The organism is Leclercia adecarboxylata, assembly GCF_006874705.1.
GTDB lineage: Bacteria > Pseudomonadota > Gammaproteobacteria > Enterobacterales > Enterobacteriaceae > Enterobacter > Enterobacter adecarboxylatus_C.
In genome coordinates, this window is the sequence record NZ_CP035382.1 from 3053288 (window position 1) to 3076364 (window position 23077).

Genomic DNA, 23077 nt, shown 5'->3' on the forward strand with positions numbered 1-23077 from the left:
CTCCGCTTATTTGCTGAGGTTGAACACATTCAGCTTGCTGGCGTTGGACTCATCGATCAGCACGCAGTCCATCAGCTGTTTCTCGTCTTTTTGCGCTTTGCCGTTTTTCAGGTAGTAATCCGCCTGCTCAACGGCCATCTGCGCCTGCTCCCAGCCCGGCTGAAGAACGGTAGCTTTGATATTGCCCTTCTTCAGGATCGAGTCGCGGGTGTAGTCGCTGCCGTCAAAGCCGACCACAATCACGTTGTTTTTCCCGGCGGCCTTCAGCGCCGCTTCGGCACCCAGCGCCATGGTGTCGTTTCCGGAGATCACGCCGACGATATCCGGGTTGGTTTGCAGGATGGCTTCCATACGGGTGAAGGCTTCGGTCTGGCTCCAGTTGGCGGTCTGCTGCGCCACCATCTTCATGTCCGGATAGTCATCCAGCACGTCGTGGTAGCCCTGGGAGCGCACGTGGGCGTTGGTGTCCGACGGACGGCCCAGCAGCTCAACGTATTTGCCTTTGCCGTCCAGCAGTTTGGCGAATTTCTCCGCACCCAGCTGCGCCCCCTGATAGTTGTTCGAGACAATCTGCGCCACCGCCACGCCGGTTTTGTTGATTTCACGATCGATCAGGAAAGCAGGGACGCCTGCCGCTTTGGCCTTCTCCAGCGGACCGACGGTGGCATCTGCCCCGGCGTTATCCAGAATGATCGCTTTCGCTTTACGGGCGATAGCGGTCTCAATCAGCTGGTTTTGTTTGTTCACGTCATCGTCATGCGAGGCGACAAGGGTGGTGTAACCCAGCTCTTTCGCTTTCGCCGCCGCGCCGTCGGCTTCAGCCTTGAAGAACGGGTTGTCGTGTGAGGGGGTAATAATCGCAATGAGTCCGTTATCGGCGGCAAACAGGGAGCCGGAAGCGGCGATCATTGAGGCCAGTAAAGCGGATTTTACAAAGGTCGTGTTCATTCTTTTTCTCCACATTGAATATTTATTCAATAATGATTTATTATTCAATGTAACGATAAGACTGCCTGATAAAACTGTCTACGGTTTAGGCAGCTAATTTGTTTAAAAGGAGAAAAGGATCACGATCCTGAGCCGTTATGCATCGCAGATCAGGGTGATGACCTGGGTATTAATCTGGCTCCAGTGCAGGGTAAATGCCTGATTTTGTGCAAAGGGCGGAAAAGGGCGGGAGAGGGATAAGGTCAGGGTGTTGGCCGTCAATGCCGTGGCGCGCGCACTGTCGAAGCCCATCCACGCCTGCACCTGCGGAAACAGGGCTTTGAACAGGCTCTCTTTGGCGCTGAAGGTGAGGGTGAAGGCCAGATCGAAAGGAAGGCCGCTCCCGGCCAGGAGTTGTGCTTCCCGGGCATCGATTACGCCGTCCTGGATTTCACGGGCCTCACGTTCGTTAATGATGGCTTCACAATCGATACCAACAACACCCTTTTCCTGGCATATCGCAACTGCCTGAGTACCGCTATGGGATATGCTGCCGCTCACGCCCGCAGGCCACAGCGGTTCGCCGCTGCTGCCGATACCGGGGATGGCCTGCCGCTTCAGGGCATGAAAGGCGGCGATGCGCCCGGCCAGGTGATCGGCTTTGCGCTTGCGCCCGGCTTCGGACAGTAGCTGATGATGCGGGAGCCACAGGAGATCGGCATCGGTAAAAGTCGTGGGATCGAAGGTAATACAATGAACGGTTTGCCCGGCCAGAAGAAACGTGGAGTAGGTAGTCTGCATATGCTTCTCGCCGCGCAAAAAGGGGTCTTATGGTAGCACACGCGCCCGGACGGTTCCTGGTGCCGTTGAGTTGAGTATGTAGACCCGTGCAAGCGCAGCGCCGCCGGGCGAGGCAGGATGCGAGAATAAAGAAAAAGGCAACTCACGTTGCCTTTTTGCTGTTGTCAGAACTGCGTATTCACGCTCATATACCAGGTGCGGCCCGGTTCGTTATAGGTATACGCCCCTGCGCCATACATATAGGCCCCGGTGGTGGTATTCCCGGTGGTCTGGGCATTACCTGCACGCCACTGGCGTTTATCGAAGACGTTATCCACGCCGCCGGTCAGGCTGACGTATTTGGTTACGTCCCAGGTCGCGCTCAGGCCGACGATGCTGTAAGGGCTGACTTCGTCCTTCTCAGAACCGCTCACCGGCTGACCTTTGTAGTTATACTTCTTCGGCTGCTGCTTGCCGTACCAGGTGAAGGTCGACTGCAGGGAGACATCCTGCTGTACCTGCCAGCTCAGGGTTGAGTTCAGCGTGTACTCTGGGATGATCGACAGACGGTCGCCGGTCTCCTTGTTCTTGCTTTGCAGCATGTAGGTAATGTTGTTGGTCCAGTTGATGGTGTCGCTGACCGGCACGTTCAGGGTGCCCTCCAGCCCTTCCACTACAGCTTTCGGCACGTTTTCCCACTGGTAGATATCGGTCTGCACCTTACCGGAAGAGGTATGACCCACCGGGGCATAGCCCGCTTCAATCTTGTCGCGGTAGTCGTTACGGAACCAGGTCACGCCCGCCAGCCAGCCGTCGCGTTTCCACTCCAGGCCAATCTCTTTATTGATGCTGGTTTCGGCTTTCAGATCCTCGTTACCCAGCATATAGCAGCCGACGCCGTCTGCACTCGCGTAGCAACCCTGGCCCTTGCTGTAGAGCAGGTAGTTCGGGTTGGTCTGGTACAGGCTCGGGGCTTTATAGGCCCGGGCGATCCCCATCTTCAGGGTAAAATCATCCCCCAGCCCTTGCGACAGGTTCAGCGACGGGCTCCAGTTGTTGCCCACGATAGAGTGATGATCGAAGCGCAGCGCCGGGGTCAGCATGGTGCTGTCGGTCAGCTCCATGTTGTTCTCCGCGAACAGAGAGAAGATCTCCGCATCGGAGTACGGGCTGCGGCTGTCACTCATTCCCGGAACAGCACCGCCCTGCAGGGCCTGACCATTGGAGGACATATCCTTCATCCGCTGCTGATCCCACTCGGTACCCAGGGTCAGGTTCTGGTTGACGATAAAGTCGATCGGCAGGTTGATTTCGCTGTGCAGCATCACGTCGGACAGGTCGGTGTCGGTGAATTTGTTGCTGTTAAACAGCCCTTCCAGGCCGCCCGCCAGCCCTTCACCCAGACGGGAGTTGCGGGTGTGTTCGTACTGCGCCCAGTTGTTAGTTGTGATGCCGTTATCCCAGCCGCCGGTCCAGGTGACCGCGAAGTTCTGGCGATAGAGACGGTTAGTCTCTTTGCCGTAGTTCTTCTTCACCAGCCCGTTGCTGCTGTTATCGTTGTTGGTGTTCTGGGTATCGCCCGCGTAGAGGTTATTCTGACGGCTGTAACCCGCTTCGAACTGCAGGGCCTGCATCGGGGCAAAGTCCCAGCGCAGCACGCCGTTGACGTCTTTATTCTCGACCCCTTCACGGCCAGCAGGCAGCGTATCGGCATAGGCGCCGGTACGTTCAGACTGATGGCCCTGGTTGATGTCCCAGGCATCGGCCTGGGTTTTATCCAGGTTGCCGTACAGGCGGAAGCTGAAATCCCCGCCCAGCGGGCCATTGAGGCTAAAGTTGGTGCGTTTGGTGGAGCCTTCTTCATCGTGCTCAGGGGCATTCAGATAGGTGTTCCAGGAGCCATGCCACTCGTTGCTGACCTTTTTGGTGATGATGTTCACCACGCCGCCCGCCGCGCCGTTACCGTAACGCGCAGCGGCGGGGCCACGGATCACTTCGATGCGCTCGATCATCTCTGGCGGCACCCAGCCGGTATCGCCGCGGGTGTCACGCTCGCCGCGCCAGCCCAGACGGATGGAGTTACGGCTGGTCACCGGCTTACCGTCAATCAGGATCAGGGTGTTTTCCGGGCCCATGCCGCGGATATCAATCTGGCGGTTGTTGCCGCGCTGGCCGCTGGTGGAGTTACCGGTGAGGTTGACGCCCGGCATGGTGCGGATAATCTCTGACACATCGCGTGCCGCCGGGTTTTTACGAATTTCATCGGCGGTGATGGTCGATACGCCCGGTGCCTGCAGGTTCTGCTCGGCGGCGGTGATCACCATGGTGTCTTCGTTGCCCGCGGTATCGGCTGCCATCGCAGGCAGTGCCACACCGTAAATCCCCAGATTGACCAGTAAGGCCAGTGAGTGAAGCTTGTTATTCATTGTATGTCCTGCTTTTCGATGCCGCATGCCTCATGGCTCCGTCCCGAATGGGTGAGGCGGCGGGAGGCTATCGCCCGCAGTCTGCGAAAACCCCTCAGTCCTGAGTCAGTACGCAGCGCATGGCATGGTTATTTAATGTTCGCGCTTCCCACAGCGCGCCCATACGCTATTGCAAATGAAAATAGTTATCAATAATATTATCGATATTGTTTATCTTTTATCAAAAAAACAGAACAGGTCATGGGGTTATATCGGTGACGACGCTGGAAACGGGAAGTGACGCCTGGTGGCAGTCGAAACAGGGGCCCGAAGGGGTGCGGGAAGGGGATCACTATCGGGTGACCTTCTGGTGGCGCGATCCGGGCGGAACAGAGCAGACTTCGCCGCTGAAGCGGGTATGGCTCTATATCACAGGCGTGACCGATCACCACCACAATGCCCGTCCGCAGACGCTGGAGCGCATTGCCGGCACCGACGTCTGGCAGTGGCAGGGCGAGTTCAGCCCAAACTGGCGGGGTAGCTACTGCTTTATCCCATCTGTTCACGAGGACGACTTCAGCGAGGCGGTGTTTGCCACCGATCCGCCGGACCGCATGGCCCTGCGCGAAGGCTGGCGCAAGCTGTTGCCGGGCGCTATTGCCGATCCGCTAAACCGCCAGCACTGGCGCGGCGGGCGCGGTCATCCGGTCTCGGCGCTGGAGATGCCCGAGGCACCGGTTCAGCCGGGCTGGGATCGGCTCGATACCCCTTATATGCCCCCGCAGTGTATTTCATGGCAGAGCGCCAGGCTTGGCAACACCCGCCGGGTCTGGATCTTTACCACCGGCGAGGATACCTCTGACGAGCGCCCGCTGGCGGTGCTGCTCGACGGCCAGTTCTGGGCCGAAAGTATGCCAATCTGGCCCGCGCTTTCTGCGCTCACCGCCGCAGGCCAGCTGCCGTCCGCCGTTTATGTGCTGATCGACGTTATCGATACCGCCCATCGCAGCCACGAGCTGCCCTGCAACCCCGACTTCTGGCTGGCGGTGCAGGAGGAATTACTCCCGCAGGTGCAGGCGCTGGCCCCGTTCAGCGACCGGGCCGATCGCACGGTGGTCGCCGGACAGAGCTTTGGCGGGCTCTCGGCGCTCTATGCCGGACTGCACTGGCCCGGGCGTTTTGCCTGCGTGCTCAGCCAGTCGGGATCCTTCTGGTGGCCCCATCGCGGTGGCAAACAGGACGGCGTGATTATCGAACAACTCAAAAACCAACAGCTGTCGGCGCAGGGACTGCGCATTGTCCTTGAGGCGGGGCGACGCGAACCGCTGATCTACCGCGCGTGCCAGGCGCTGTACGCCGAGCTACAGCACACACAGCAGCAGGTTTACTGGCGTCCGGTGGACGGCGGACATGATGCACTTTGCTGGCGGGGAGGGCTGACGCAGGGGCTGATGACTCTCTGGCAGCCGCTTATTTAATAATGGAGTCTGGTATGGAATTCAGTAACCCCTTCGACGATCCGCAGGGCCTGTTCGCCATTGTGCAAAACGCCCAACAGCAGTACAGCCTGTGGCCGCAGCAGTGCGCCCTGCCTGAGGGCTGGCGCGTGGTGTGCGAGCCGCAGTCGCAGGAAGCCTGTCAGCAGTGGCTTGCAGCCCAGTGGCAAACCCTGATCCCGGCCCATTTTGCACAGGTGACCCCATGAGCGCACAACTTCCTCTCGTGGCCGCCCAGCCGGGGATCTGGATGGCGGAACAGCTTTCCGACCTGCCCAACGCCTGGAGCGTGGCCCATTACGTCGAGCTGATCGGCCCGGTTGATGCGCCGCTGCTGGCGAAAGCGGTGGTGGCGGGCATGATGCAGGCCGACACCCTGCGTACGCGGTTTACCGAGGACAACGGCGAGATCGGGCAGTGGGTGGACGAGAGTGCTACCCTGCCGGAGCCGCAGATTATTGACCTTCGCGCTCACGCCGATCCGCATGCCGCGGCGCAGGCGCAGATGCACGCCGATCTTAACCAGAACCTGCGCGTCGACAGCGGCCAGCCGCTGGCTTTCCACCTGCTGATTCAGGTGGCGGACAACCGCTGGTACTGGTATCAGCGCTATCACCATTTAGTGGTGGATGGTTTCAGCTTCCCCGCTATTACCCGTCAGATCGCCGCCATTTATCGCGCCTGGTCTAACGGCGACGCCACGCCGGCGTCGCCGTTTACGCCCTTTGCCGAGGTGGTGGAGGAGTATCAGCGCTACCGCGACAGCGAGGCGTATGTCCGCGACGGTGCTTTCTGGGCCGGGCAGCGTAAGCAGCTCCCGCCGCCGGTATCGCTCTCCAGCGCACCGCTGCCGGGTCGCGCCGCGACCACCGACATTCTGCGCCTGAAGCTTACCGCCGATCGTTACGCCTTCAGCCAGCTCGCCAGTACCAGCCAGATCCAGCGCACCGACCTCGCTCTGGCGCTGGTGGCCCTGTGGCTCGCCCGTCTGACCGGACGCATGAACTATGCCGCCGGGTTTATCTTTATGCGCCGGATGGGCTCCGCGGCGCTCACCGCTACCGGGCCGGTGCTGAACGTGCTGCCGCTGGCGGTGAACATCAACGCTCAGGAGACGCTGCCGGAGCTGGCCCAGCGCCTGGCCGGGCAGATGAAAAAGATGCGTCGCCATCAGCGGTATGACGCCGAGCAGATCGTCCGCGACAGCGGGCGCACCGCCAGCGACGAGGCGCTGTTTGGCCCGGTGTTTAACGTCAAGGTCTTCGACTACCAGCTGGATATCGATGGCGTTCAGGCGGTGACGCATACCCTCGCCACCGGCCCGGTCAACGACCTTGAGATGGCGCTGTTCCCGGACGAGCAGGGCGGTCTGAGCATTGAGATCCTCGCCAACAAGCAGCGTTACGATGAGGCCACCCTTGTGCGCCACGTCGATCGCCTGCATGGGTTGCTGGCGCAGTTTGCCGCCAATATCGACCTGCGCTGCGGCGAGGCCGAAACGGTTTCTGACGCCGAATATCAGCAGCTGGAAAAGATTAACCAGACAGCGGTTCCTCTGCCGCTCACCACCCTGAGCGCGCTGGTGGCGGAGCAGGCGGCGAAAACCCCGGACGCCCCGGCGCTGGCTGATGCGCACCACGAACTGACCTACCGCCAGATGCGCGAGCAGGTGGTGGCCCTGGCGAACCAGCTGCGTGCCCGGGGCGTGAAGCCCGGCGACAGCGTGGCGGTGGCGTTACCGCGTTCGGTGTTCCTGACGCTGGCCCTGCACGCCATCGTCGAAGCGGGGGCCGCGTGGCTGCCGCTGGACACCGGATATCCTGACGATCGTCTGCAGATGATGATCGAGGACGCGAAGCCGTCGCTGTTAATCACCACCGACGACCAGCGCCCGCGCTTTAACCATCCGGCTCTTTTTAGTTACAACACACTAATGCCTGCGGAGAGCAGCGCACCGCTCAACCTCAGTGCCCCGGAACAGACCGCCTATATCATCTTTACCTCCGGCTCAACAGGACGGCCGAAAGGGGTGATGGTCGGCCAGACCGCCATCGTCAACCGCCTGCTGTGGATGCAAAACCACTACCCGCTCACCGCCGCCGACGTGGTGGCGCAAAAAACGCCGTGCAGCTTTGACGTCTCGGTGTGGGAGTTCTGGTGGCCGTTTATCGCCGGGGCGAAGCTGGTGATGGCCGAGCCGGAGGCGCACCGCGATCCGCTGGCGATGCAGGACTTCTTCGCGAAGTACGGCGTCACCACCACCCACTTTGTGCCGTCGATGCTGGCGGCCTTTGTCGCCTCGCTGACTCCGGAAAACGCCGCCTGCTGCGCCAGCCTGAAGCAGGTGTTCTGCAGCGGCGAAGCCCTGCCGACCGCGCTGTGCCGGGAGTGGGAGCAGCTCACCCATGCGCCGCTGCATAACCTCTACGGCCCGACCGAAGCGGCAGTGGACGTCAGCTGGTATCCGGCCTTTGGCCCGGAACTGGCGGCGATAGAGGGCAACAGCGTGCCGATCGGCTTCCCGGTGTGGAATACCGGCCTGCGCATTCTGGATGCGATGATGCGCCCGGTGCCGTTCGGCGTGGCGGGCGATCTTTATCTTACCGGGATCCAACTGGCGCAGGGCTACCTGGGCCGCCCGGATCTGACCGCCAGCCGCTTTATCGCCGACCCGTTCGCGCCGGGCGAGCGCATGTACCGCACCGGAGACGTGGCCCGCTGGCTGGATAACGGCGCGGTGGAGTATCTGGGTCGCAGCGACGATCAGCTGAAAATTCGCGGCCAGCGCATCGAGCTGGGGGAAATCGACCGGGCGATGCTGACCCTGCCGGACGTGGCTCAGGCGGTAACCCATGCCTGCGTCATCAACCAGGCGGCGGACACCGGCGGCGATGCCCGTCAGCTGGTGGGCTATGTGGTCTCGGAATCCGGCCTGCCGCTGGATCGCGACGCGCTTTTAACTGCCCTGAAAACCCAGCTGCCGCCGCATATGGTGCCGGTGGTGTTACTGCAACTCAGTGCGCTGCCCCTCAGCGCCAACGGCAAGCTGGATCGCAAGGCGCTGCCGCTGCCGGAGCTGACGATGAAGACCCGGGGTCGCGCACCGGAAAGCGACGCCGAACAGGCGATTGCCGTGGCGTTTTCTGCCCTGCTGGGCTGCGAGATCAACGACATCGAGGCGGATTTCTTCGCCCTCGGCGGCCACTCGCTGCTGGCGATGCGCCTTGCCGCCAGCCTGAGCCGCCACTTTGCCCGCCAGGTTACCCCCGGCCAGGTGATGGTGGCCTCGACGGTGGGCAAGCTGAGCGCCCTGCTGGGATCCGACATCAGCGACGAGCAGGCCCGGCGTCTGGGCTACGAGACGATTTTGCCCCTGCGCGAAAGCCACGGCCCGACGCTGTTCTGCTTCCATCCGGCCTCCGGTTTTGCCTGGCAGTTCAGCGTCCTGGCGCGCTATCTCAATCCGCGCTGGTCGATTACCGGTATCCAGTCGCCGCGACCGGGACCGATGCAGCACTGCGCCACCCTGGACGAGGTGATTGACCAGCACCTGGCGACGCTACGCGCCCAGCAGCCGCACGGGCCTTATCACCTGTTCGGCTACTCTCTCGGCGGCACGCTGGCACAGGGCATCGCCGCCCGCCTGCGTGGGCAAGGGGAAGCTGTTGCGTTCCTTGGCCTGCTGGATACCTGGCCGCCGGAGACGCAAAACTGGCGTGAAAAAGAGGCTAACGGCCTCGATCCGGAGGTCTTAGCGGAGATCGAGCGTGAGCGTCAGGCGTTCCTCGCCGCCCAGCAGGGGCAGGCATCCGGGGAGCTGTTCAGCGCCATCGAGGGCAACTATGCCGATGCGGTGCGTCTGTTGACCACGGCGCACAGCGCGAAGTTCGACGGCAAAGCGACGCTGTTTGTTGCCGAACGCACGCGAACCATGGACCCGCTCGCCGCCTGGGCACCGTGGGTGGGGGAGCTGGAGCTCTATCACCAGGACTGCGCCCACGTGGACATCATCTCCCCGCAGGCGTTTGAGACGATAGGACCGGTGATGAAGAGGATTCTGGGGGAGTAAAAACGCCCGGTGGCGCTGCGCTTGCCGGGCCTGGGGTCCGTGCCGTAATGGGTTTCGTAGGCCGGGTAAGGCGAAGCCGCCACCCGGCGTTGCAGCAGCGTTGCGGCTGACGCCCGGCGGCGCTACGCTTGCCGGGCCTACGGAAAACGCGGGTCTGTTTATAATTTGAATAAGGCGGGGTTATTTTTCTTTGCATAGAGTTCTGTTCTGAGCTGGTTTAATAAATCGCTAAGGCTGTCGAGTAAAAACGATGAAAAGCCTTCTCTACCCAGGCTGGTTTCATATACTGCCGATGGAATAAAGCGCGTCATTTCATTATAAAAATGACCTTCGGCGATGATTGCTGGAAGAGAATCAATTCTGATCTGAATTAATTGCTCAAAATTCTCGATCTTATAGTCAGCGAGTTTTTGACTCACCAGCCCGACATTCATTTTTGCGCCTTGCTGTTTTAACCAGATCAAATCCCACATATCGCGATATCGGATCCTGAGGGTACTTGCAGGTAGCGAGACCAGTTTATCCGCCATGATCTCATCTAATGATTCGACTCTGATGAGGGTATCGCTATAGCCGTCAGGCAACACGCTGTAATTGCGCACGAGCTGTCGGTACGAGTAGGTATAAGCGGGGCGCGCGGTTGTAGACATAAACTCCCTGTACCGCGCGGGTCAGGATATTTGCCTCAACAAGACGTTTAAGGGAAGCTTTCAGCGTGCAGTCTGACTCATCAGAAAACAGGTATTTCAGGTCGTTTATATGAAAAACATACCTTCCGTGTCGGCTGAAAGTATCCAGGGTGTTAATGGCGGTCAGTTTATCCATGGCGCTATCTCTACAAAAAAGACATCTCCAAGTGTTTTTAGTGTGCACATAGCGAGTTTAACATAGTTATATAAACACTAAAGACACCATTAGGTGTCTTTAGTGTAGAGATATTTTTTATTTTACCGCCGTCCCAGTGGCACCACCAGCGGGGAGCCCGCCACCGGATCGTCAATAATCATGCAGCGCATCCCGTAGATCCGCTCGATCAGTTCCGGGGTGACAATATCTTTCGGCGCCCCCTCGGCCACAATCTTTCCGTCACGCAGGGCAATCAGATGGGTGGCATAGCGGCAGGCCTGGTTCAGGTCATGCAGCACCGCCGCAAGGGTAAAGCCCTGGGTGCGGTTCAGGTCGCTCAGCAGCTCCAGCAGGTCGATCTGATGGCTGATATCCAGCCAGGTGGTCGGCTCATCCAGCAGCATGATCGATGTCTCCTGGGCCAGCACCATCGCAATCCACGCCCGCTGACGCTGTCCACCGGAGAGGGTATCCACGCTCTGCGCCGCCAGGTCGGTAATACCGGTGGCCTGCATCGCTTTGGTGACCGCCAGTTCATCCTCTTTACGCCAGCGGGTAAACAGCGGCTGGTGCGGATAGCGCCCGCGCGCCACCAGCTCCTGCACCGTGATATCCCCCGGCGTAGTGGCGTTTTGCGCCAGCAGCCCGACCCGGCGCGCCACCTCTTTGCTGGCAAAGCGCTGGATCTGCTCGCCATCGAGGAAAACGTTGCCATGAAGCGGCGTCATCAGGCGGCTGAGGGTGCGCAGCAGGGTCGATTTCCCGCAGCCGTTAGGGCCGATAATGGCGGTGAAGTGGCCGTCGGGGATCGCCACCTGCAAATTTTCAGCCACGGTTTTTTTGCCGTAGCCGAGGGTCAGATTTTCGCCGCGCAAGCGGGTCAGATTGGCACTCATTTCTTGCGGGACTCCTGAACAAGCAAGACGATAAGGTAGATACCGCCAAGACTGACGGTCACTACGCCCACCGGAAGTTGATACGGCATAAACAGCTGCTGGGCGCAGAGATCCGCCGCTAGCAGCAGCAGCGATCCGCACAGCGCCGACTGGGTTAACCCCCAGCGGGCGGTACCGCTCAGACGGCGGGCGATATGCGGTGCTACCAGCGCAATAAAGGAGATCGGCCCGGCAATGGCGGTGGCCGCGGCGGTTAACACCACCGCCACCAGCATCAGCATCAGACGCGAACGCTCGACGCTGACGCCCAGCGCGCAGGCGCTGTCGTCACCCATCTCCAGCAGACGCATCCGTTTTACCAGCAGTAATGCGCAGACAAACATCAGCAGGATCAGCGGGGCGGCGGGCAGGGTTTTGGCCCACGTCAGGCCGTTGAGCGACCCGGCGAACCACAGCCCGGCAGAGAGCGAGGTCTCCAGCGACGCCTGCAATAGCAGCCAGGTGTTAAAGGCCATCAGCATGGCGCGCATGCCGATGCCAATGATGATCAGGCGGAAGGTTTCAATGCCGTCGCGCCAGGCCAGCGCCCAGACGATCAGCGAGGTGAGAATACCGCCCGCCATTGCCGCCAGCGTAATGGCCGTCAGGTGCTGACCAAACAGCACCATCGCTACCAGCACGCCGCTCCATGCCCCGGTGTTAAAGCCCATCACGTCCGGACTGCCGAGGGGGTTGCGCATCAGCGACTGGAAAATCGCGCCGCTGATCCCAAGGGCCGCGCCGACCAGCAGGGCCATCATCACCCGCGGTAAACGCCATTCGGTGACCACCATGGTGATATTACGCGGCGCACTGCCGGTCAGGGCATTGAAGACCTGAGCGAAATCGAGCGTCACCGCCCCGCTGCGCAGGCTAAACAGGGCCACGCCGAGACTGACCAGAACCAGCATCAGGCAACTGATAACTAAACGACGGGACGGGGCCATCACAATCCACCTCCGCGCTTGCGGCGCACCAGGAAAATCAGCACCGGCGCGCCGATAAAGGCGCTGACCACCGACACCCGCAGCTCGCCGGGCACCAGCAGACGCCCGATAATATCGGCAAACAGCAGCAGGGCAGGCGTGGCAAGCAGCGTCACCGGCAGGGACCAGCGGTGATCGGCTCCCACCAGCCAGCGCGCCATGTGCGGCATCATCAGGCCGATAAAGGCGATGGGGCCCACCACCGCCGTGGCGCTGCCGCACAGGACGGTAATGGTCAGTAATCCGAGAAACTGGGTGCGCGCCACGCGGCTGCCGAGGGCGGTGGCGGTGTCGCTGCCGAGGCTCAGGCTGTTGAGCGCCCGGCTTAACAACAGCGCTACGGCGGCGGCGATCAGCACCGGCACGCTCACCACCTGTAACGTTTGCAGGGTGCGGATATCCAGCGAGCCCGCCTGCCAGAAGCGCAGCTGGTCGTAGACGTCCGGGTTGAGCAGGGCGATGCCGTTGGAGAGACCGTCCAGGACCGCCCCCAGCGCTACGCCCGCAAGCGTCAGGCGAACCGGGCTAAGCTGGCCCCCGCCCTGGCTGCCGGTAAAGGCCACCAGCAGCGAGGCGGCAAAGGCCCCGCACAGCGCCATCACCAGCTGTTCGCCGGGGGAGGATAAGCCAAACAGCGCCGCGCCCAGCACGATGGCGAAGCTGGCCCCGGCGTTAACCCCGAGAATGCCCGGGTCGGCCAGCGGATTGCGGGTCAGGGTTTGCATCAGCGCGCCGGCGAGACCGAGAGCGGCACCGGCCAGCAGTCCGGCGAGGGTGCGCGGAAGTCGGGCATCCCGCACGATGGTGCAGTCGGCGCTTTGACAGGTGGCGGTGAGGGCATCGACCACCACGGAAAACGGCAGCGGTTTCGCACCCACCGACAGGCTGAGGGCGACGGCAAACGCGAGCAGTAACAGTAAACCGGGCACGGCAAGGGCGCGTGACGCGGAAGAGGAGTACGACATAGCAACGTCCATGATTTGATAATGATAGTAATTATCGTTATCTATCTTATTTAGCTATGTTAGCATGTGCGGCCATGGAATTGGTACAAAAGAAACCATTAAGGCTTTGTAATGACCCGACAATCCTGGCTGCTCAATCTGAGTCTGCTGAAGACCCATCCGGCGTTTCGTGCTGTTTTTATTGCCCGTTTTATCTCCATTTTATCCCTTGGCCTGCTCGGCGTGGCCGTACCGGTCCAAATCCAGATAATGACCCACTCCAGCTGGCTGGTGGGGCTCTCCGTCACCCTGACCGGTGGAGCGATGTTTATCGGTCTGATGGTCGGCGGGGTGCTGGCGGATCGCTACGAGCGTAAGAAGCTGATTTTGCTGGCGCGCGGCACCTGTGGGGTGGGCTTTGTCGGGTTATGTTTGAACGCGATGCTGCCGGAGCCGTCGTTAATCGCCATCTATGCCCTGGGCCTGTGGGACGGCTTTTTTGCTTCCCTCGGGGTAACGGCGCTGCTGGCGGCAACGCCGGCGCTGGTGGGGCGCGAAAACCTGATGCAGGCCGGCGCCATCACTATGCTCACCGTGCGTCTGGGCTCGGTGATCTCGCCGATGGTCGGCGGCCTGCTGCTCGGCACCGGGAACGTCGCCTGGAACTACGGCCTGGCGGCGGCGGGTACCTTTATCACCACCTTAACCCTGCTGCGCCTGCCTTTATTGCCACCTCCGCCGCAGCCGCGTGAGCATCCGCTGAAATCCCTGATGGCGGCGATCCGCTTTCTGTTCAGCAACCCGCTGATTGGCGGCATCGCCCTGCTGGGTGGTCTGCTGACGATGGCGAGCGCGGTGCGGGTGCTCTATCCGGCGCTGGCGATTGAGTGGCAGATGAGCGTGTCGCAGATTGGCCTGCTGTATGCGGCGATCCCGCTGGGTGCGGCTTTTGGCGCGCTCACCAGCGGCAACCTGGCGCAGAGTGCGCGGCCGGGGCTGATTATGCTGGTGGCAACCCTGGCCTCGTTTATTGCGATTGGTTTCTTCAGCCTGATGCCGTTCTGGGCCCTGGGCGCGATCTGCCTGGCGCTGTTCGGCTGGCTGAGCGCGGTCAGCTCATTGCTGCAATACACCCTGATCCAGACCCAGACCCCGGAAGCGATGCTCGGGCGCATCAACGGCCTGTGGACGGCGCAAAACGTGACCGGGGATGCGATTGGCGCCGCCATTCTCGGCGGGCTGGGGGTGATTATGACCCCGGTGGCGTCGGCCAGCAGCAGCGGGTTTATGCTGGCGATGGTGGGGGCAATACTGCTGGTGGGGTTAGCGGAGTTGCGCCGGTTCCGGCAGGAGCCTGCTCCGGTTTAATGCGGTGGAATGTGCCGGGTGGCGGCTACGCCTTACCCGGCCTACAACACCCACAACCGCACGAACCGTAGGCCCGGTAAGCGCAGCGCCACCGGGCACAAGGCCGCACCTTACTTAAACAACCCCTCTAAACGCTCCAGCACCCGCATCGCACTGAAATAATCCAGGCGGAAGGTCTCGGTGCCCAGCGCCCAGACGCGTTTGTTTTGCACCGCCGGGAGATGGGCCAGCAGCGGGTTGGCGTAGATCGCATCCACGTCCTTCTGATCCCCGGCAAACAGGAACAGCCCTTCGCCGTTCAGCCCGGTCGCCAGATTTTCTCCCCCTAACTGCACAATGTCGTGGCGTTTGCCCTGGCTCTGCGACGGGTTCAGCCCGGCGGGCAGAGTGGCAAGAGAGAAGCCCAGCTGTTGCAGCAGCTTGCCCTGCGCCGACTCGGCGGTCCACAGGTTGGCGCTGTGGGCGGCGGCGGTATAGACAATGGCGTTCACCGGCTGCGGCGGCTGCTTCAGCTGCTGTTTGACCCGGGTGAGCTGTGTATCAAGTTCCGCAATCCGCGCGGCGGCCTGCTGCTCCTGGCCGGTGAGGGTGCCCAGCTGGGTCAGCAGCGCCTGCCAGCTTTTGTCGTCGTAGTTGATCACCAGCGTTGGGGCGATAGCTGAGAGCTGATCGTACAGCGCCACGGCAGAATCCCCACCGGTGGCGCTGACCAGGATCAGATCCGGCATCTGGGCGGCAACGGCTTCGGCGCTCGGCTCACCGATATACAGGCGCGCCAGCTTACGCTGTTTTGCCACCTCGCCCCACTGGCGCAAAAAGCCCTGATCGTCCGCCACCCGGTTATTCGGCGTGGTGGCGCCGCTGGCAATCACCGGGGCATCAATCGCCAGCAGGGAGCCGGTGAGGGTCACGCTGGTGGAGACAATCCGCGTCGGTTTGCTTTCCAGCGTGTGGGTTCCGTGGCTGTCAGTGACCTGACGCGGCCAGTCGGCGGCAAGCGCTGAGGTTAATCCTGAAATTAAAAGTCCGGTTAAAAGCAGGGTGTTACGACAAACAGCGGGCAGTTTCACTAAGGGGCATCCTGTTTTCGTTGAAGTTAATGCTTCTCATTTTCATGAATGAGCCGCAGGGTTGCAAGCGATAGTCGCACAAGTTGCGCTGTAGGCGGTTGACACCATCGCGCTCTGGGATTAGGTTAGCGAGCGAAAATATAAATGATAATAATTCTTACTGCTTTTATCATTTCAGGAGGATGATATGGATACGTCACTGGCTGAGGACGTTCAGCACACCGCGACCACGCTGCACAAAGACAGCTTCTTCTTTATGTCGCCCTATCGCAGCTTTACCACGTCTGGCTGCTTTGCCCGTTTTTCCACTCCAGCCGTCGGCGGCGACGATCCGGCCAGCGCGTTTCAGCAGCAGCTGGCCCAGGCCTTTGCCGATGCCAAAGCCGCCGGGATTGCTAACCCGGTGATGGTAGGGGCGATCCCTTTTGATACCCGCCAGCCCTCGTCGCTGTTCATTCCGCAAGCGTGGCAACCTTTTGCCCGCCCGGCGCGCCAGCAGTCTGCCCGCTATGCCGCCCGGACCGCACCCTTGACGGTCAAATCCCGCACCGAGATCCCGGCGCAGTTAGCCTTCGAAGAGATGGTGGCCCGCGCCGCCGCCCTGACCGCCACTCCGCGCGTCAACAAGGTGGTGCTGTCGCGCCTGATCGATATCGCAACCGAAGAGCACCTCGACAGCGGTGCGCTGCTGGAAAAACTGATTGCCCAGAACCCGGCCAGCTTTAACTTCCACGTCCCGCTGGAAGATGGCGGGGTACTGCTCGGCGCCAGCCCGGAGCTGCTGCTGCGTAAAGAGGGGCCCCATTTCAGCTCTCTGCCGCTGGCCGGCTCCGCCCGTCGTCAGCCGGACGACATGCTCGATCGCGAGGCGGGCAACAAGCTGCTGGCCTCGGCAAAAGATCGTCACGAACATGAGCTGGTCACCCAGGCGATGAAGGCGGTCCTGACCCCGCGCAGCCATCAGCTGACCATGCCTGCCTCGCCGCAGCTGGTGACCACCCCGACCCTGTGGCACCTCGCCACCCCGGTGGAAGGCGACGCGCGTGAAGATGAAAACGCCCTGACCCTGGCCTGCCTGCTGCACCCGACTCCGGCCCTGAGCGGCTTCCCGCACCAGGCGGCGAAAGAACTGATTGCCGAGCTGGAGCCGTTCGACCGCGACCTGTTCGGCGGCATCGTCGGCTGGTGCGACAGCGAAGGCAACGGCGAGTGGGTGGTGACCATCCGCTGCGCGCGACTTCACGCCAACAGCGTGCGCCTGTTTGCCGGTGCCGGGATTGTGCCTGCCTCCTCACCGGTCGCCGAGTGGCGCGAAACCGGCGTCAAACTGACCACCATGCTGAACGTTTTTGGTTTGCATTAAGGATTAATCATGACCCTTCCCTTTACCCGCTGGCCCGATGAATTCGCCCGCCGCTATCGTGAAAAAGGTTACTGGCAGGATCTGCCTCTGACAGAGATTCTGACCCGCCACGCCGACAGCGATGCGCTGGCGATTATCGACGGCGAACGCCGCATTACGTATCGCCAGTTCCAGCAGTGCGTCAATAACCTCGCAGCCGCGCTGCAGGCGCAGGGGATCCAGCGGGGCGAAACCGCTCTGGTGCAGCTGGGGAACGTCGCCGAGTTCTATATCACCTTCTTCGCGCTGTTGCAGGTGGGCGTGGCTCCGGTCAATGCTCTCTTCAGCCATCAGCGCAGCGAGCTGAACGCCTACGCCAGCCAGATTGAGCCCGCGCTGCTGATTGCCGACCGCGCCCACGGGCTGTTTGCCGGCGACGACTTCCTCAACACCTTTGTGGAGCAGCACCGCTCCGTGCGCGTGGTGCTGCTGCGCGGCGAAGGGCTGGAGACGGCCATTGCCCGTCCGGCGGAGAACTTTATCGCCAGCCCGACCCCGGCCGATGAGGTGGCGTTCTTCCAGCTCTCCGGCGGCAGTACCGGCACGCCGAAGCTGATCCCGCGCACCCACAACGACTACTACTACAGCATTCGTCGCAGCAACGAGATCTGCGGTATTAGCGCGCAAACCCGTTACCTGAACGCCCTCCCGGCGGCGCACAACTTTGCGATGAGCTCCCCGGGCACGCTGGGGATCTTTATGGCCGGGGGCTGCGTGGTGCTGGCCAACGATCCGAGCGCCACGCTCTGCTTCCCACTGATCGAACAGCATCAGATCACCGTCACCTCGCTGGTGCCGCCGGCGGTCAGCCTGTGGCTACAGGCTATTGCAGAAGGGGCTGGTAATGCCCAGCTGGCCTCGCTGCAGCTGTTGCAGGTGGGCGGAGCGCGACTCTCCGCCACCCTGGCTGCCCGTATTCCGGCGGAGATGGGCTGCCAGCTCCAGCAGGTGTTCGGCATGGCCGAAGGGCTGGTGAACTACACCGCGCTGGATGATGCCCCGGAACGCATCATGAATACCCAGGGCCGCCCGATGTGCCCGGATGACGAAGTGTGGGTGGCCGATGAGCACGGCAATCCGCTGCCGCGCGGCGAGGTGGGGCGTCTGATGACCCGCGGGCCTTACACCTTCCGTGGCTACTACAAGAGCCCGGAACACAACGCCAGCGCCTTTGATGCGAACGGCTTTTACTGCTCCGGGGATCTGATCGCCATTGACGAGCAGGGCTATATCACCGTGCAGGGTCGCGAAAAAGATCAGATCAACCGCGGCGGGGAGAAGATCGCCGCCGAAGAGGTGGAAAACCTGCTCCTGCGCCACGAGGCGGTGATCCACGCCGCGCTGGTCAGCATGGAGGACAGCCTGCTGGGCGAGAAGAGCTGTGCGTATCTGGTGGTGAAACAGCCCCTGCGCGCGGTCGAGGTGCGCCGCTTCCTGCGCGAGCAGGGGGTTGCAGAATTCAAACTGCCGGATCGCGTGGAGTGCCTGGAGGCACTGCCGCTGACGCCGGTAGGCAAAGTCGATAAAAAACAATTACGCCTGTGGCTGGCCGAACGGGCGCAGGGCTGAGGAGCAGAAGATGGCAATTCCAAAATTAACCGGTTATGCGCTGCCAGGGGCAGCAGATCTGCCGACCAACAAAGTCAGCTGGACGATGGAGCCCGCGCGCGCCGCGCTGCTGATCCACGATATGCAGGAGTATTTTCTCAACTTCTGGGGCGATAACTGCCCAATGATGGCCCAGGTAGTGGCGAACATTGCCCGCCTGCGCGACTACTGCAAACAGCAAGGGATCCCGGTCTACTACACCGCCCAGCCGAAAGAGCAGAGCGATGAAGATCGCGCCCTGCTGAACGATATGTGGGGACCGGGCCTGACCCGCTCCCCGGAGCAGCAGCGCATTGTCGCGGAGCTGACCCCGGATGACGCCGACACCGTGCTGGTGAAGTGGCGCTACAGCGCGTTTCACCGCTCGCCGCTGGAGCAGATGCTCAAAGAGAGCGGCCGCGATCAGCTGATCATCACCGGGGTGTACGCCCATATCGGCTGCATGACTACCGCCACCGACGCCTTTATGCGCGACATCCAGCCGTTCTTTGTCGCCGATGCGCTGGCGGACTTCACCCGGGATGAGCACCTGATGTCGCTCAAGTATGTGGCCGGTCGTTCCGGTCGCGTGGTGATGACCGACGAACTGCTGCCGTCGCTGCCGGCCAGTAAAGCGGCGCTGCGGGAGCTGATCCTGCCGCTGCTGGACGAGTCCGACGAGCCGATGGATGACGAAAACCTGATCGACTACGGTCTGGATTCAGTGCGGATGATGGCCCTGGCGGCGCGCTGGCGCAAAGTGCATGGCGATATCGACTTCGTGATGCTGGCGAAAAACCCGACCCTGGATGCCTGGTGGGCGCTGCTCTCCCGCGAGGTGAAATAATGCTGGATTTCACGGGGAAAACTGTCTGGGTGACCGGGGCCGGAAAAGGCATCGGTTACGCCACCGCGCGGGCGTTTGCTGAGGCGGGCGCAAAGGTGACAGGCTTTGACGTCGCCTTCCCGCAGGCGAGCTATCCCTTTGCCACCGAAGTGCTGAACGTGGCGGACGCGGTACAGGTGAACGAGGTTTGCGGGCGTCTGCTGGCGACGATCGATCGTCTGGATGTGCTGGTCAATGCCGCCGGGATCCTGCGGATGGGGGCGACCGATCAGCTCTCGCAGGACCACTGGCAGGAGACCTTTGCGGTCAACGTGGGTGGGGCCTTCAACCTGTTCCAGCAGACGATGGGCCAGTTCCGTCGTCAGCAGGGCGGGGCGATTGTCACCGTGGCGTCCGACGCGGCGCATACCCCGCGCATCGGCATGAGCGCCTACGGTGCTTCGAAAGCGGCGCTGAAAAGCCTCGCCCTGACCGTCGGCCTCGAGCTGGCGGGCAGCGGCGTGCGCTGTAATCTGGTGTCGCCGGGCTCTACCGATACCGATATGCAGCGCACCCTGTGGGTGAGCGATGACGCCGAGCAGCAGCGTATTCGCGGCTTTGGCGAGCAGTTCAAGCTCGGCATTCCGCTGGGAAAAATCGCCCGTCCTGAAGAGATTGCCAGCACCGTGCTGTTCCTCGCTTCTGACCACGCCAGCCACATCACCTTACAGGATATCGTGGTGGACGGTGGCTCGACGCTGGGGGCCTGAATGATCTGGAAACGACATTTGTCCCTGGAGGCGCTGAACGACTCCAGCCTGAACACGATGGTGGCGCATCTGGGGATCGTCTATACCCGCATCGGTGATGACACCCTCGAAGCCGAGATGCCGGTGGATGCCCGCACCCATCAGCCGTTTGGCCTGCTGCACGGCGGCGCGTCGGCGGCGCTGGCGGAGACGCTGGGGTCAATGGCCGGTTTTCTGATGACCCGTGATGGACAGAGCGTGGTAGGCACGGAGCTCAATGCCACTCATCATCGTGCGGTGTCGCAGGGGAAGGTGCGTGGGGTGTGTCAGCCTCTGCATCTCGGGCGCACCAGCCAGAGCTGGGAGATCGTGGTGTATGACGAGCAAGGGCGGCGCTGCTGTACCTGTAGGTTGAGTACCATGGTGTTGGGCTAATATCAGGGCGAGAATATTCTCGCCCTGCGTCATTTATTTTAATCTTAACGAAATTAGCATCACTATTTTCTTAAAATTCCCCTTTTAATTGCGGCAGGATGGTCGCTGTTACGGTTTTTCGTTATGCTGCCCGGCGGGATGAATATAATGGAAATGACAATGGAAAAAATGCGATATATTACGGGAGCGCTCGCTGCATCATTATTATTATCAGGATGCGCCACCTACTGGGGAAAAGTACCTTATACGCCGCCGCCGGATTCCGAGCAAAACACGGCAAATGTTCGCATGATCGGTAACCCGCCTGGATTTACGATCAGTCAGCACGGCAAAAAAGATGGTGCGGTTGATTTTACCAGCGTCGTGGTGTTACGGCCTACCCACGATCTGGGGTTCCCGAAAGCCAGCAATGACCCGGATCGCTATAAAGAAACCTATTACGACGCGAAAGTGTATGCCGGAACGCCGACCCGGGTGGGGTTCAGGTTCCTCTATGGCTGTAACTTTGTGAGCTATACCTTTGTGCCGCAAAAAGGTGAAACCTATGAGTTTCGCCTTTCAGTTTCGGATAAGAGTGGTTACTGCGTGCTGTATGCGACCCATTTAAAATATGACAGCGAAAACCAAATCTACCTGGACGAAAAGGTCGAAAAATATGAAGGTTACACAAGTAAATAGTCTCGGTGTGAAAATACCGGGGCTTATTTTGTTGGGCTTATTTTGTATGGCTATGCTCAGCGGTTGTATAAGGAATGTCGATCGTACGCAACAGGGAACCGTCAGTAAACTCCAGGAAAGCGACCTGGATAAAAAGTTGGTGACGGGTAAAACAACCAAAAAGGATGTGTTACTGCTGTTAGGGCGACCCGATATTCCGCAGGATTACAACCATCAGAATACGTGGTTATATCATTCGAAGGTTAAAGGACGCGCGCTGTATGTGGTCGTTCCTGTGTTTTATGATGAGTCCGTAACGCTGGTACTGACTTTTAATGAAAATAAAATACTTACCCACCGGGAATATAAAAAGGCGTAATTATATCCCTTTGCTTTAACTGGGTATCCACCCGCAAACGTGGGTTTTGTAGGCCCGGTAAGGCGAAGCCGCCACCGGGCGCACAACTGCACAATGGTTACAACATCGACACCACCCGCTTTAACAACCTGATCCGCGGTTCAATCGACGCCTTATCCAGCCACTCCGCCGGGCTGTGGAAACCGGCGCCGATCGGGCCAAAACCGTCGAGGGTCGGGATACCCAAGGCCGCGGTATGGTTCGCATCGCTGCCGCCGCCGACCGCCTGCCAGGTAATGGCGATCTCCTCTTCGCGTCCGGCTTGCTCAACCCGTGCCATCAACGCACGCGTCTCATCGCTGGTGGCCATCGCCGGTTTGTGGTTGATGCGGGTGAGAGTGGTGGTCACCCCGTCGAGAAAACCTTTCGCACATAATGCCTCCAGCGCCTGATGCACCCGGTCGTATTCGTCGTTTTCCCAGAAGCGCACGTCCAGCTCGGCGTCGGCGATGTCGGCCACCACGTTTCCCGCGCTGCCGCCTTGGATCACCCCGACGTTCAGCGTGGTGCCGCGCGTCAGGTCGGTCAGCCCGTTAATCGCCAGAATGCTGTGGGCCAGCGCCACGATCGCCGAACGGCCTTTCTCCGGGTCGTTACCCGCATGGGCCGCCACGCCGCTGAAGTGCAGCTGATAGCCGGCCATCCCTTTACGCGCTTTCACCAGCGACCCGTCGGCGCGGGCGGCTTCGCACACCAGCACGCAGCGGGACCGTTTTGCCAGCTCGCCGATCCATTCGTGTGAGTAAACGGAACCGGTCTCTTCATCCGGGTTCATCGCCACCGCAATCGACAGCCGCTGTTTATCAGCCACGTCCAGCCCGCGCATCGCCCACAGAATATTCAGCAGGCCGCTCTTCATGTCCGAGACGCCAGGGCCGTACAGCCGGGTGTCATCCTGACTTAACGGACGCGCTGCCGCCGTGCCCGGGGCAAACACCGTGTCGAGGTGGCCCACCAGCAGCACGTCGAATTTTTCCGCCTGCGGCTTGTTGGTAACAAACACGCCGGGGCCCACCCGATCGCCCAGATCAACCTGTTCGGTATGCCAGCCTTCGGCCTGCCACAGGCGCTGCATAATGCCCGCCACCGTCGCCACGCCGTCGAGGGTTTTGGTCCCGCAGTCGACATTGACCAGGGTTTTCAGCTCTTCAATGTAGTGTTCAAGATTCATCAGCGA

Annotated in this window: 21 protein-coding genes; 11 read left to right on the forward strand and 10 right to left on the reverse strand. The window is 61.0% G+C overall.

Translation table 11 applies throughout. The features are described 5' to 3' along the window. Positions 1-6: 6 nt before the first annotated feature. The 3 genes from ES815_RS15470 to ES815_RS15480 form a co-directional block, all read right to left on the reverse strand. The gene (locus tag ES815_RS15470) at positions 7-948 is read right to left on the reverse strand and encodes a D-ribose ABC transporter substrate-binding protein (RefSeq protein ID WP_142488581.1); all 942 of its coding nucleotides are present in this window, start codon (positions 946-948) and stop codon (positions 7-9) included. A gap of 135 nt (positions 949-1083) precedes the next feature. Continuing rightward, positions 1084-1728: an enterobactin synthase subunit EntD gene (gene entD, locus ES815_RS15475; protein ID WP_142488583.1), complete on the reverse strand. Its 645-nt coding sequence runs from the start codon at positions 1726-1728 to the stop codon at positions 1084-1086. A gap of 164 nt (positions 1729-1892) precedes the next feature. Further along, positions 1893-4133, reverse strand: coding sequence for a TonB-dependent siderophore receptor (locus ES815_RS15480; protein WP_142488585.1), 2241 nt, complete (start codon positions 4131-4133; stop codon positions 1893-1895). A gap of 254 nt (positions 4134-4387) precedes the next feature. Between ES815_RS15480 and fes the strand changes: the two genes are divergently transcribed. From fes to entF, 3 genes are read left to right on the forward strand one after another with little or no spacing between them, the layout of a single operon-like run. Further along, complete coding sequence (gene fes / locus ES815_RS15485) at positions 4388-5590, forward strand: enterochelin esterase (RefSeq protein ID WP_142488586.1); 1203 nt, start codon at positions 4388-4390, stop codon at positions 5588-5590. A 14-nt stretch (positions 5591-5604) separates the two neighbouring features. Further along, positions 5605-5817, forward strand: a complete 213-nt coding sequence (locus tag ES815_RS15490; RefSeq protein ID WP_142488588.1) for an MbtH family protein — start codon at positions 5605-5607, stop codon at positions 5815-5817. Beyond that, positions 5814-9677, forward strand: a complete 3864-nt coding sequence (entF, locus tag ES815_RS15495; RefSeq protein ID WP_142488590.1) for an enterobactin non-ribosomal peptide synthetase EntF — start codon at positions 5814-5816, stop codon at positions 9675-9677. Before ES815_RS15490 ends, entF begins: the two co-directional genes overlap by 4 nt. A gap of 158 nt (positions 9678-9835) precedes the next feature. Here the strand turns inward: entF and ES815_RS15500 are convergent, their stop codons facing one another. From ES815_RS15500 to fepD, 5 genes are all read right to left on the reverse strand, one after another. Then, on the reverse strand, positions 9836-10327 hold the full coding sequence (locus ES815_RS15500) for a nucleotidyl transferase AbiEii/AbiGii toxin family protein (protein ID WP_142488592.1): 492 nt from the start codon (positions 10325-10327) through the stop codon (positions 9836-9838). Next, positions 10254-10502 carry a hypothetical protein gene (locus ES815_RS15505; protein ID WP_260609710.1) on the reverse strand — a complete coding sequence of 83 codons (249 nt, stop codon included), beginning with the start codon at positions 10500-10502 and terminating at the stop codon, positions 10254-10256. The genes ES815_RS15500 and ES815_RS15505 overlap by 74 nt, the downstream gene beginning before the upstream one ends. Positions 10503-10624: 122 nt before the next feature. After that, entirely contained in the window at positions 10625-11419 is a 795-nt protein-coding gene (fepC, locus tag ES815_RS15510) for an iron-enterobactin ABC transporter ATP-binding protein (protein WP_142488595.1), read from the reverse strand. Beyond that, positions 11416-12405: an iron-enterobactin ABC transporter permease gene (fepG, locus tag ES815_RS15515; RefSeq protein WP_142488597.1), complete on the reverse strand. Its 990-nt coding sequence runs from the start codon at positions 12403-12405 to the stop codon at positions 11416-11418. Before fepG ends, fepC begins: the two co-directional genes overlap by 4 nt. After that, complete coding sequence (gene fepD / locus ES815_RS15520) at positions 12405-13409, reverse strand: Fe(3+)-siderophore ABC transporter permease (protein ID WP_142488599.1); 1005 nt, start codon at positions 13407-13409, stop codon at positions 12405-12407. Before fepD ends, fepG begins: the two co-directional genes overlap by 1 nt. 111 nt (positions 13410-13520) lie before the next feature. Between fepD and entS the strand changes: the two genes are divergently transcribed. Continuing rightward, on the forward strand, positions 13521-14756 hold the full coding sequence (gene entS / locus ES815_RS15525) for an enterobactin transporter EntS (RefSeq protein WP_142488601.1): 1236 nt from the start codon (positions 13521-13523) through the stop codon (positions 14754-14756). A 110-nt stretch (positions 14757-14866) separates the two neighbouring features. On the opposite strand, the gene fepB is transcribed toward entS, so the two are convergent. After that, the gene (gene fepB, locus ES815_RS15530) at positions 14867-15826 is read right to left on the reverse strand and encodes a Fe2+-enterobactin ABC transporter substrate-binding protein (RefSeq protein ID WP_142488603.1); all 960 of its coding nucleotides are present in this window, start codon (positions 15824-15826) and stop codon (positions 14867-14869) included. 187 nt (positions 15827-16013) lie between these two features. On the opposite strand from fepB, the gene entC reads away from it, so the two are divergent. The 7 genes from entC (at position 16014) to bamE (ending at position 21861) form a co-directional block, all read left to right on the forward strand. Then, positions 16014-17189, forward strand: a complete 1176-nt coding sequence (gene entC / locus ES815_RS15535) for an isochorismate synthase EntC (RefSeq protein WP_142488605.1) — start codon at positions 16014-16016, stop codon at positions 17187-17189. A gap of 9 nt (positions 17190-17198) precedes the next feature. Next, entirely contained in the window at positions 17199-18797 is a 1599-nt protein-coding gene (entE, locus tag ES815_RS15540; protein WP_142488607.1) for a (2,3-dihydroxybenzoyl)adenylate synthase EntE, read from the forward strand. A 10-nt stretch (positions 18798-18807) separates the two neighbouring features. Beyond that, entirely contained in the window at positions 18808-19662 is an 855-nt protein-coding gene (locus tag ES815_RS15545) for an isochorismatase (protein WP_142488609.1), read from the forward strand. A gap of 2 nt (positions 19663-19664) precedes the next feature. After that, complete coding sequence (gene entA, locus ES815_RS15550; protein ID WP_142490068.1) at positions 19665-20411, forward strand: 2,3-dihydro-2,3-dihydroxybenzoate dehydrogenase EntA; 747 nt, start codon at positions 19665-19667, stop codon at positions 20409-20411. Next, a complete protein-coding gene (gene entH / locus ES815_RS15555; protein ID WP_142488611.1) occupies positions 20412-20825 on the forward strand; it encodes a proofreading thioesterase EntH in 414 nt (137 codons plus the stop codon). Between the two features lie 147 nt (positions 20826-20972). After that, positions 20973-21503, forward strand: coding sequence for a hypothetical protein (locus tag ES815_RS15560; RefSeq protein WP_260609624.1), 531 nt, complete (start codon positions 20973-20975; stop codon positions 21501-21503). Beyond that, the gene (bamE, locus tag ES815_RS15565; protein ID WP_260609625.1) at positions 21481-21861 is read left to right on the forward strand and encodes an outer membrane protein assembly factor BamE; all 381 of its coding nucleotides are present in this window, start codon (positions 21481-21483) and stop codon (positions 21859-21861) included. Before ES815_RS15560 ends, bamE begins: the two co-directional genes overlap by 23 nt. A 97-nt stretch (positions 21862-21958) precedes the next feature. Here bamE and ES815_RS15570 read toward each other — a convergent pair whose 3' ends face one another. Beyond that, complete coding sequence (locus ES815_RS15570; RefSeq protein WP_142488613.1) at positions 21959-23071, reverse strand: M20 family metallopeptidase; 1113 nt, start codon at positions 23069-23071, stop codon at positions 21959-21961. Between the last annotated feature and the right edge of the window lie 6 nt (positions 23072-23077).

What these genes read in the sequence shown, in the direction of transcription:
- ES815_RS15500 (WP_142488592.1), bottom strand. Translation starts at nt 10,327, where the DNA reads ATGTCTACAACCGCGCGCCCCGCTTATACCTACTCGTACCGACAGCTC.
- entF (WP_142488590.1), top strand. Translation starts at nt 5,814, where the DNA reads ATGAGCGCACAACTTCCTCTCGTGGCCGCCCAGCCGGGGATCTGGATG.
- fepD (WP_142488599.1), bottom strand. Translation starts at nt 13,409, where the DNA reads ATGTCGTACTCCTCTTCCGCGTCACGCGCCCTTGCCGTGCCCGGTTTA.
- ES815_RS15560 (WP_260609624.1), top strand. Translation starts at nt 20,973, where the DNA reads ATGGAAATGACAATGGAAAAAATGCGATATATTACGGGAGCGCTCGCT.
- bamE (WP_260609625.1), top strand. Translation starts at nt 21,481, where the DNA reads ATGAAGGTTACACAAGTAAATAGTCTCGGTGTGAAAATACCGGGGCTT.
- ES815_RS15490 (WP_142488588.1), top strand. Translation starts at nt 5,605, where the DNA reads ATGGAATTCAGTAACCCCTTCGACGATCCGCAGGGCCTGTTCGCCATT.
- entE (WP_142488607.1), top strand. Translation starts at nt 17,199, where the DNA reads ATGACCCTTCCCTTTACCCGCTGGCCCGATGAATTCGCCCGCCGCTAT.
- ES815_RS15505 (WP_260609710.1), bottom strand. Translation starts at nt 10,502, where the DNA reads ATGGATAAACTGACCGCCATTAACACCCTGGATACTTTCAGCCGACAC.
- entC (WP_142488605.1), top strand. Translation starts at nt 16,014, where the DNA reads ATGGATACGTCACTGGCTGAGGACGTTCAGCACACCGCGACCACGCTG.
- fepG (WP_142488597.1), bottom strand. Translation starts at nt 12,405, where the DNA reads ATGGCCCCGTCCCGTCGTTTAGTTATCAGTTGCCTGATGCTGGTTCTG.
- fepC (WP_142488595.1), bottom strand. Translation starts at nt 11,419, where the DNA reads ATGAGTGCCAATCTGACCCGCTTGCGCGGCGAAAATCTGACCCTCGGC.
- ES815_RS15480 (WP_142488585.1), bottom strand. Translation starts at nt 4,133, where the DNA reads ATGAATAACAAGCTTCACTCACTGGCCTTACTGGTCAATCTGGGGATT.
- ES815_RS15570 (WP_142488613.1), bottom strand. Translation starts at nt 23,071, where the DNA reads ATGAATCTTGAACACTACATTGAAGAGCTGAAAACCCTGGTCAATGTC.
- entH (WP_142488611.1), top strand. Translation starts at nt 20,412, where the DNA reads ATGATCTGGAAACGACATTTGTCCCTGGAGGCGCTGAACGACTCCAGC.
- ES815_RS15470 (WP_142488581.1), bottom strand. Translation starts at nt 948, where the DNA reads ATGAACACGACCTTTGTAAAATCCGCTTTACTGGCCTCAATGATCGCC.
- ES815_RS15545 (WP_142488609.1), top strand. Translation starts at nt 18,808, where the DNA reads ATGGCAATTCCAAAATTAACCGGTTATGCGCTGCCAGGGGCAGCAGAT.
- entD (WP_142488583.1), bottom strand. Translation starts at nt 1,728, where the DNA reads ATGCAGACTACCTACTCCACGTTTCTTCTGGCCGGGCAAACCGTTCAT.
- entS (WP_142488601.1), top strand. Translation starts at nt 13,521, where the DNA reads ATGACCCGACAATCCTGGCTGCTCAATCTGAGTCTGCTGAAGACCCAT.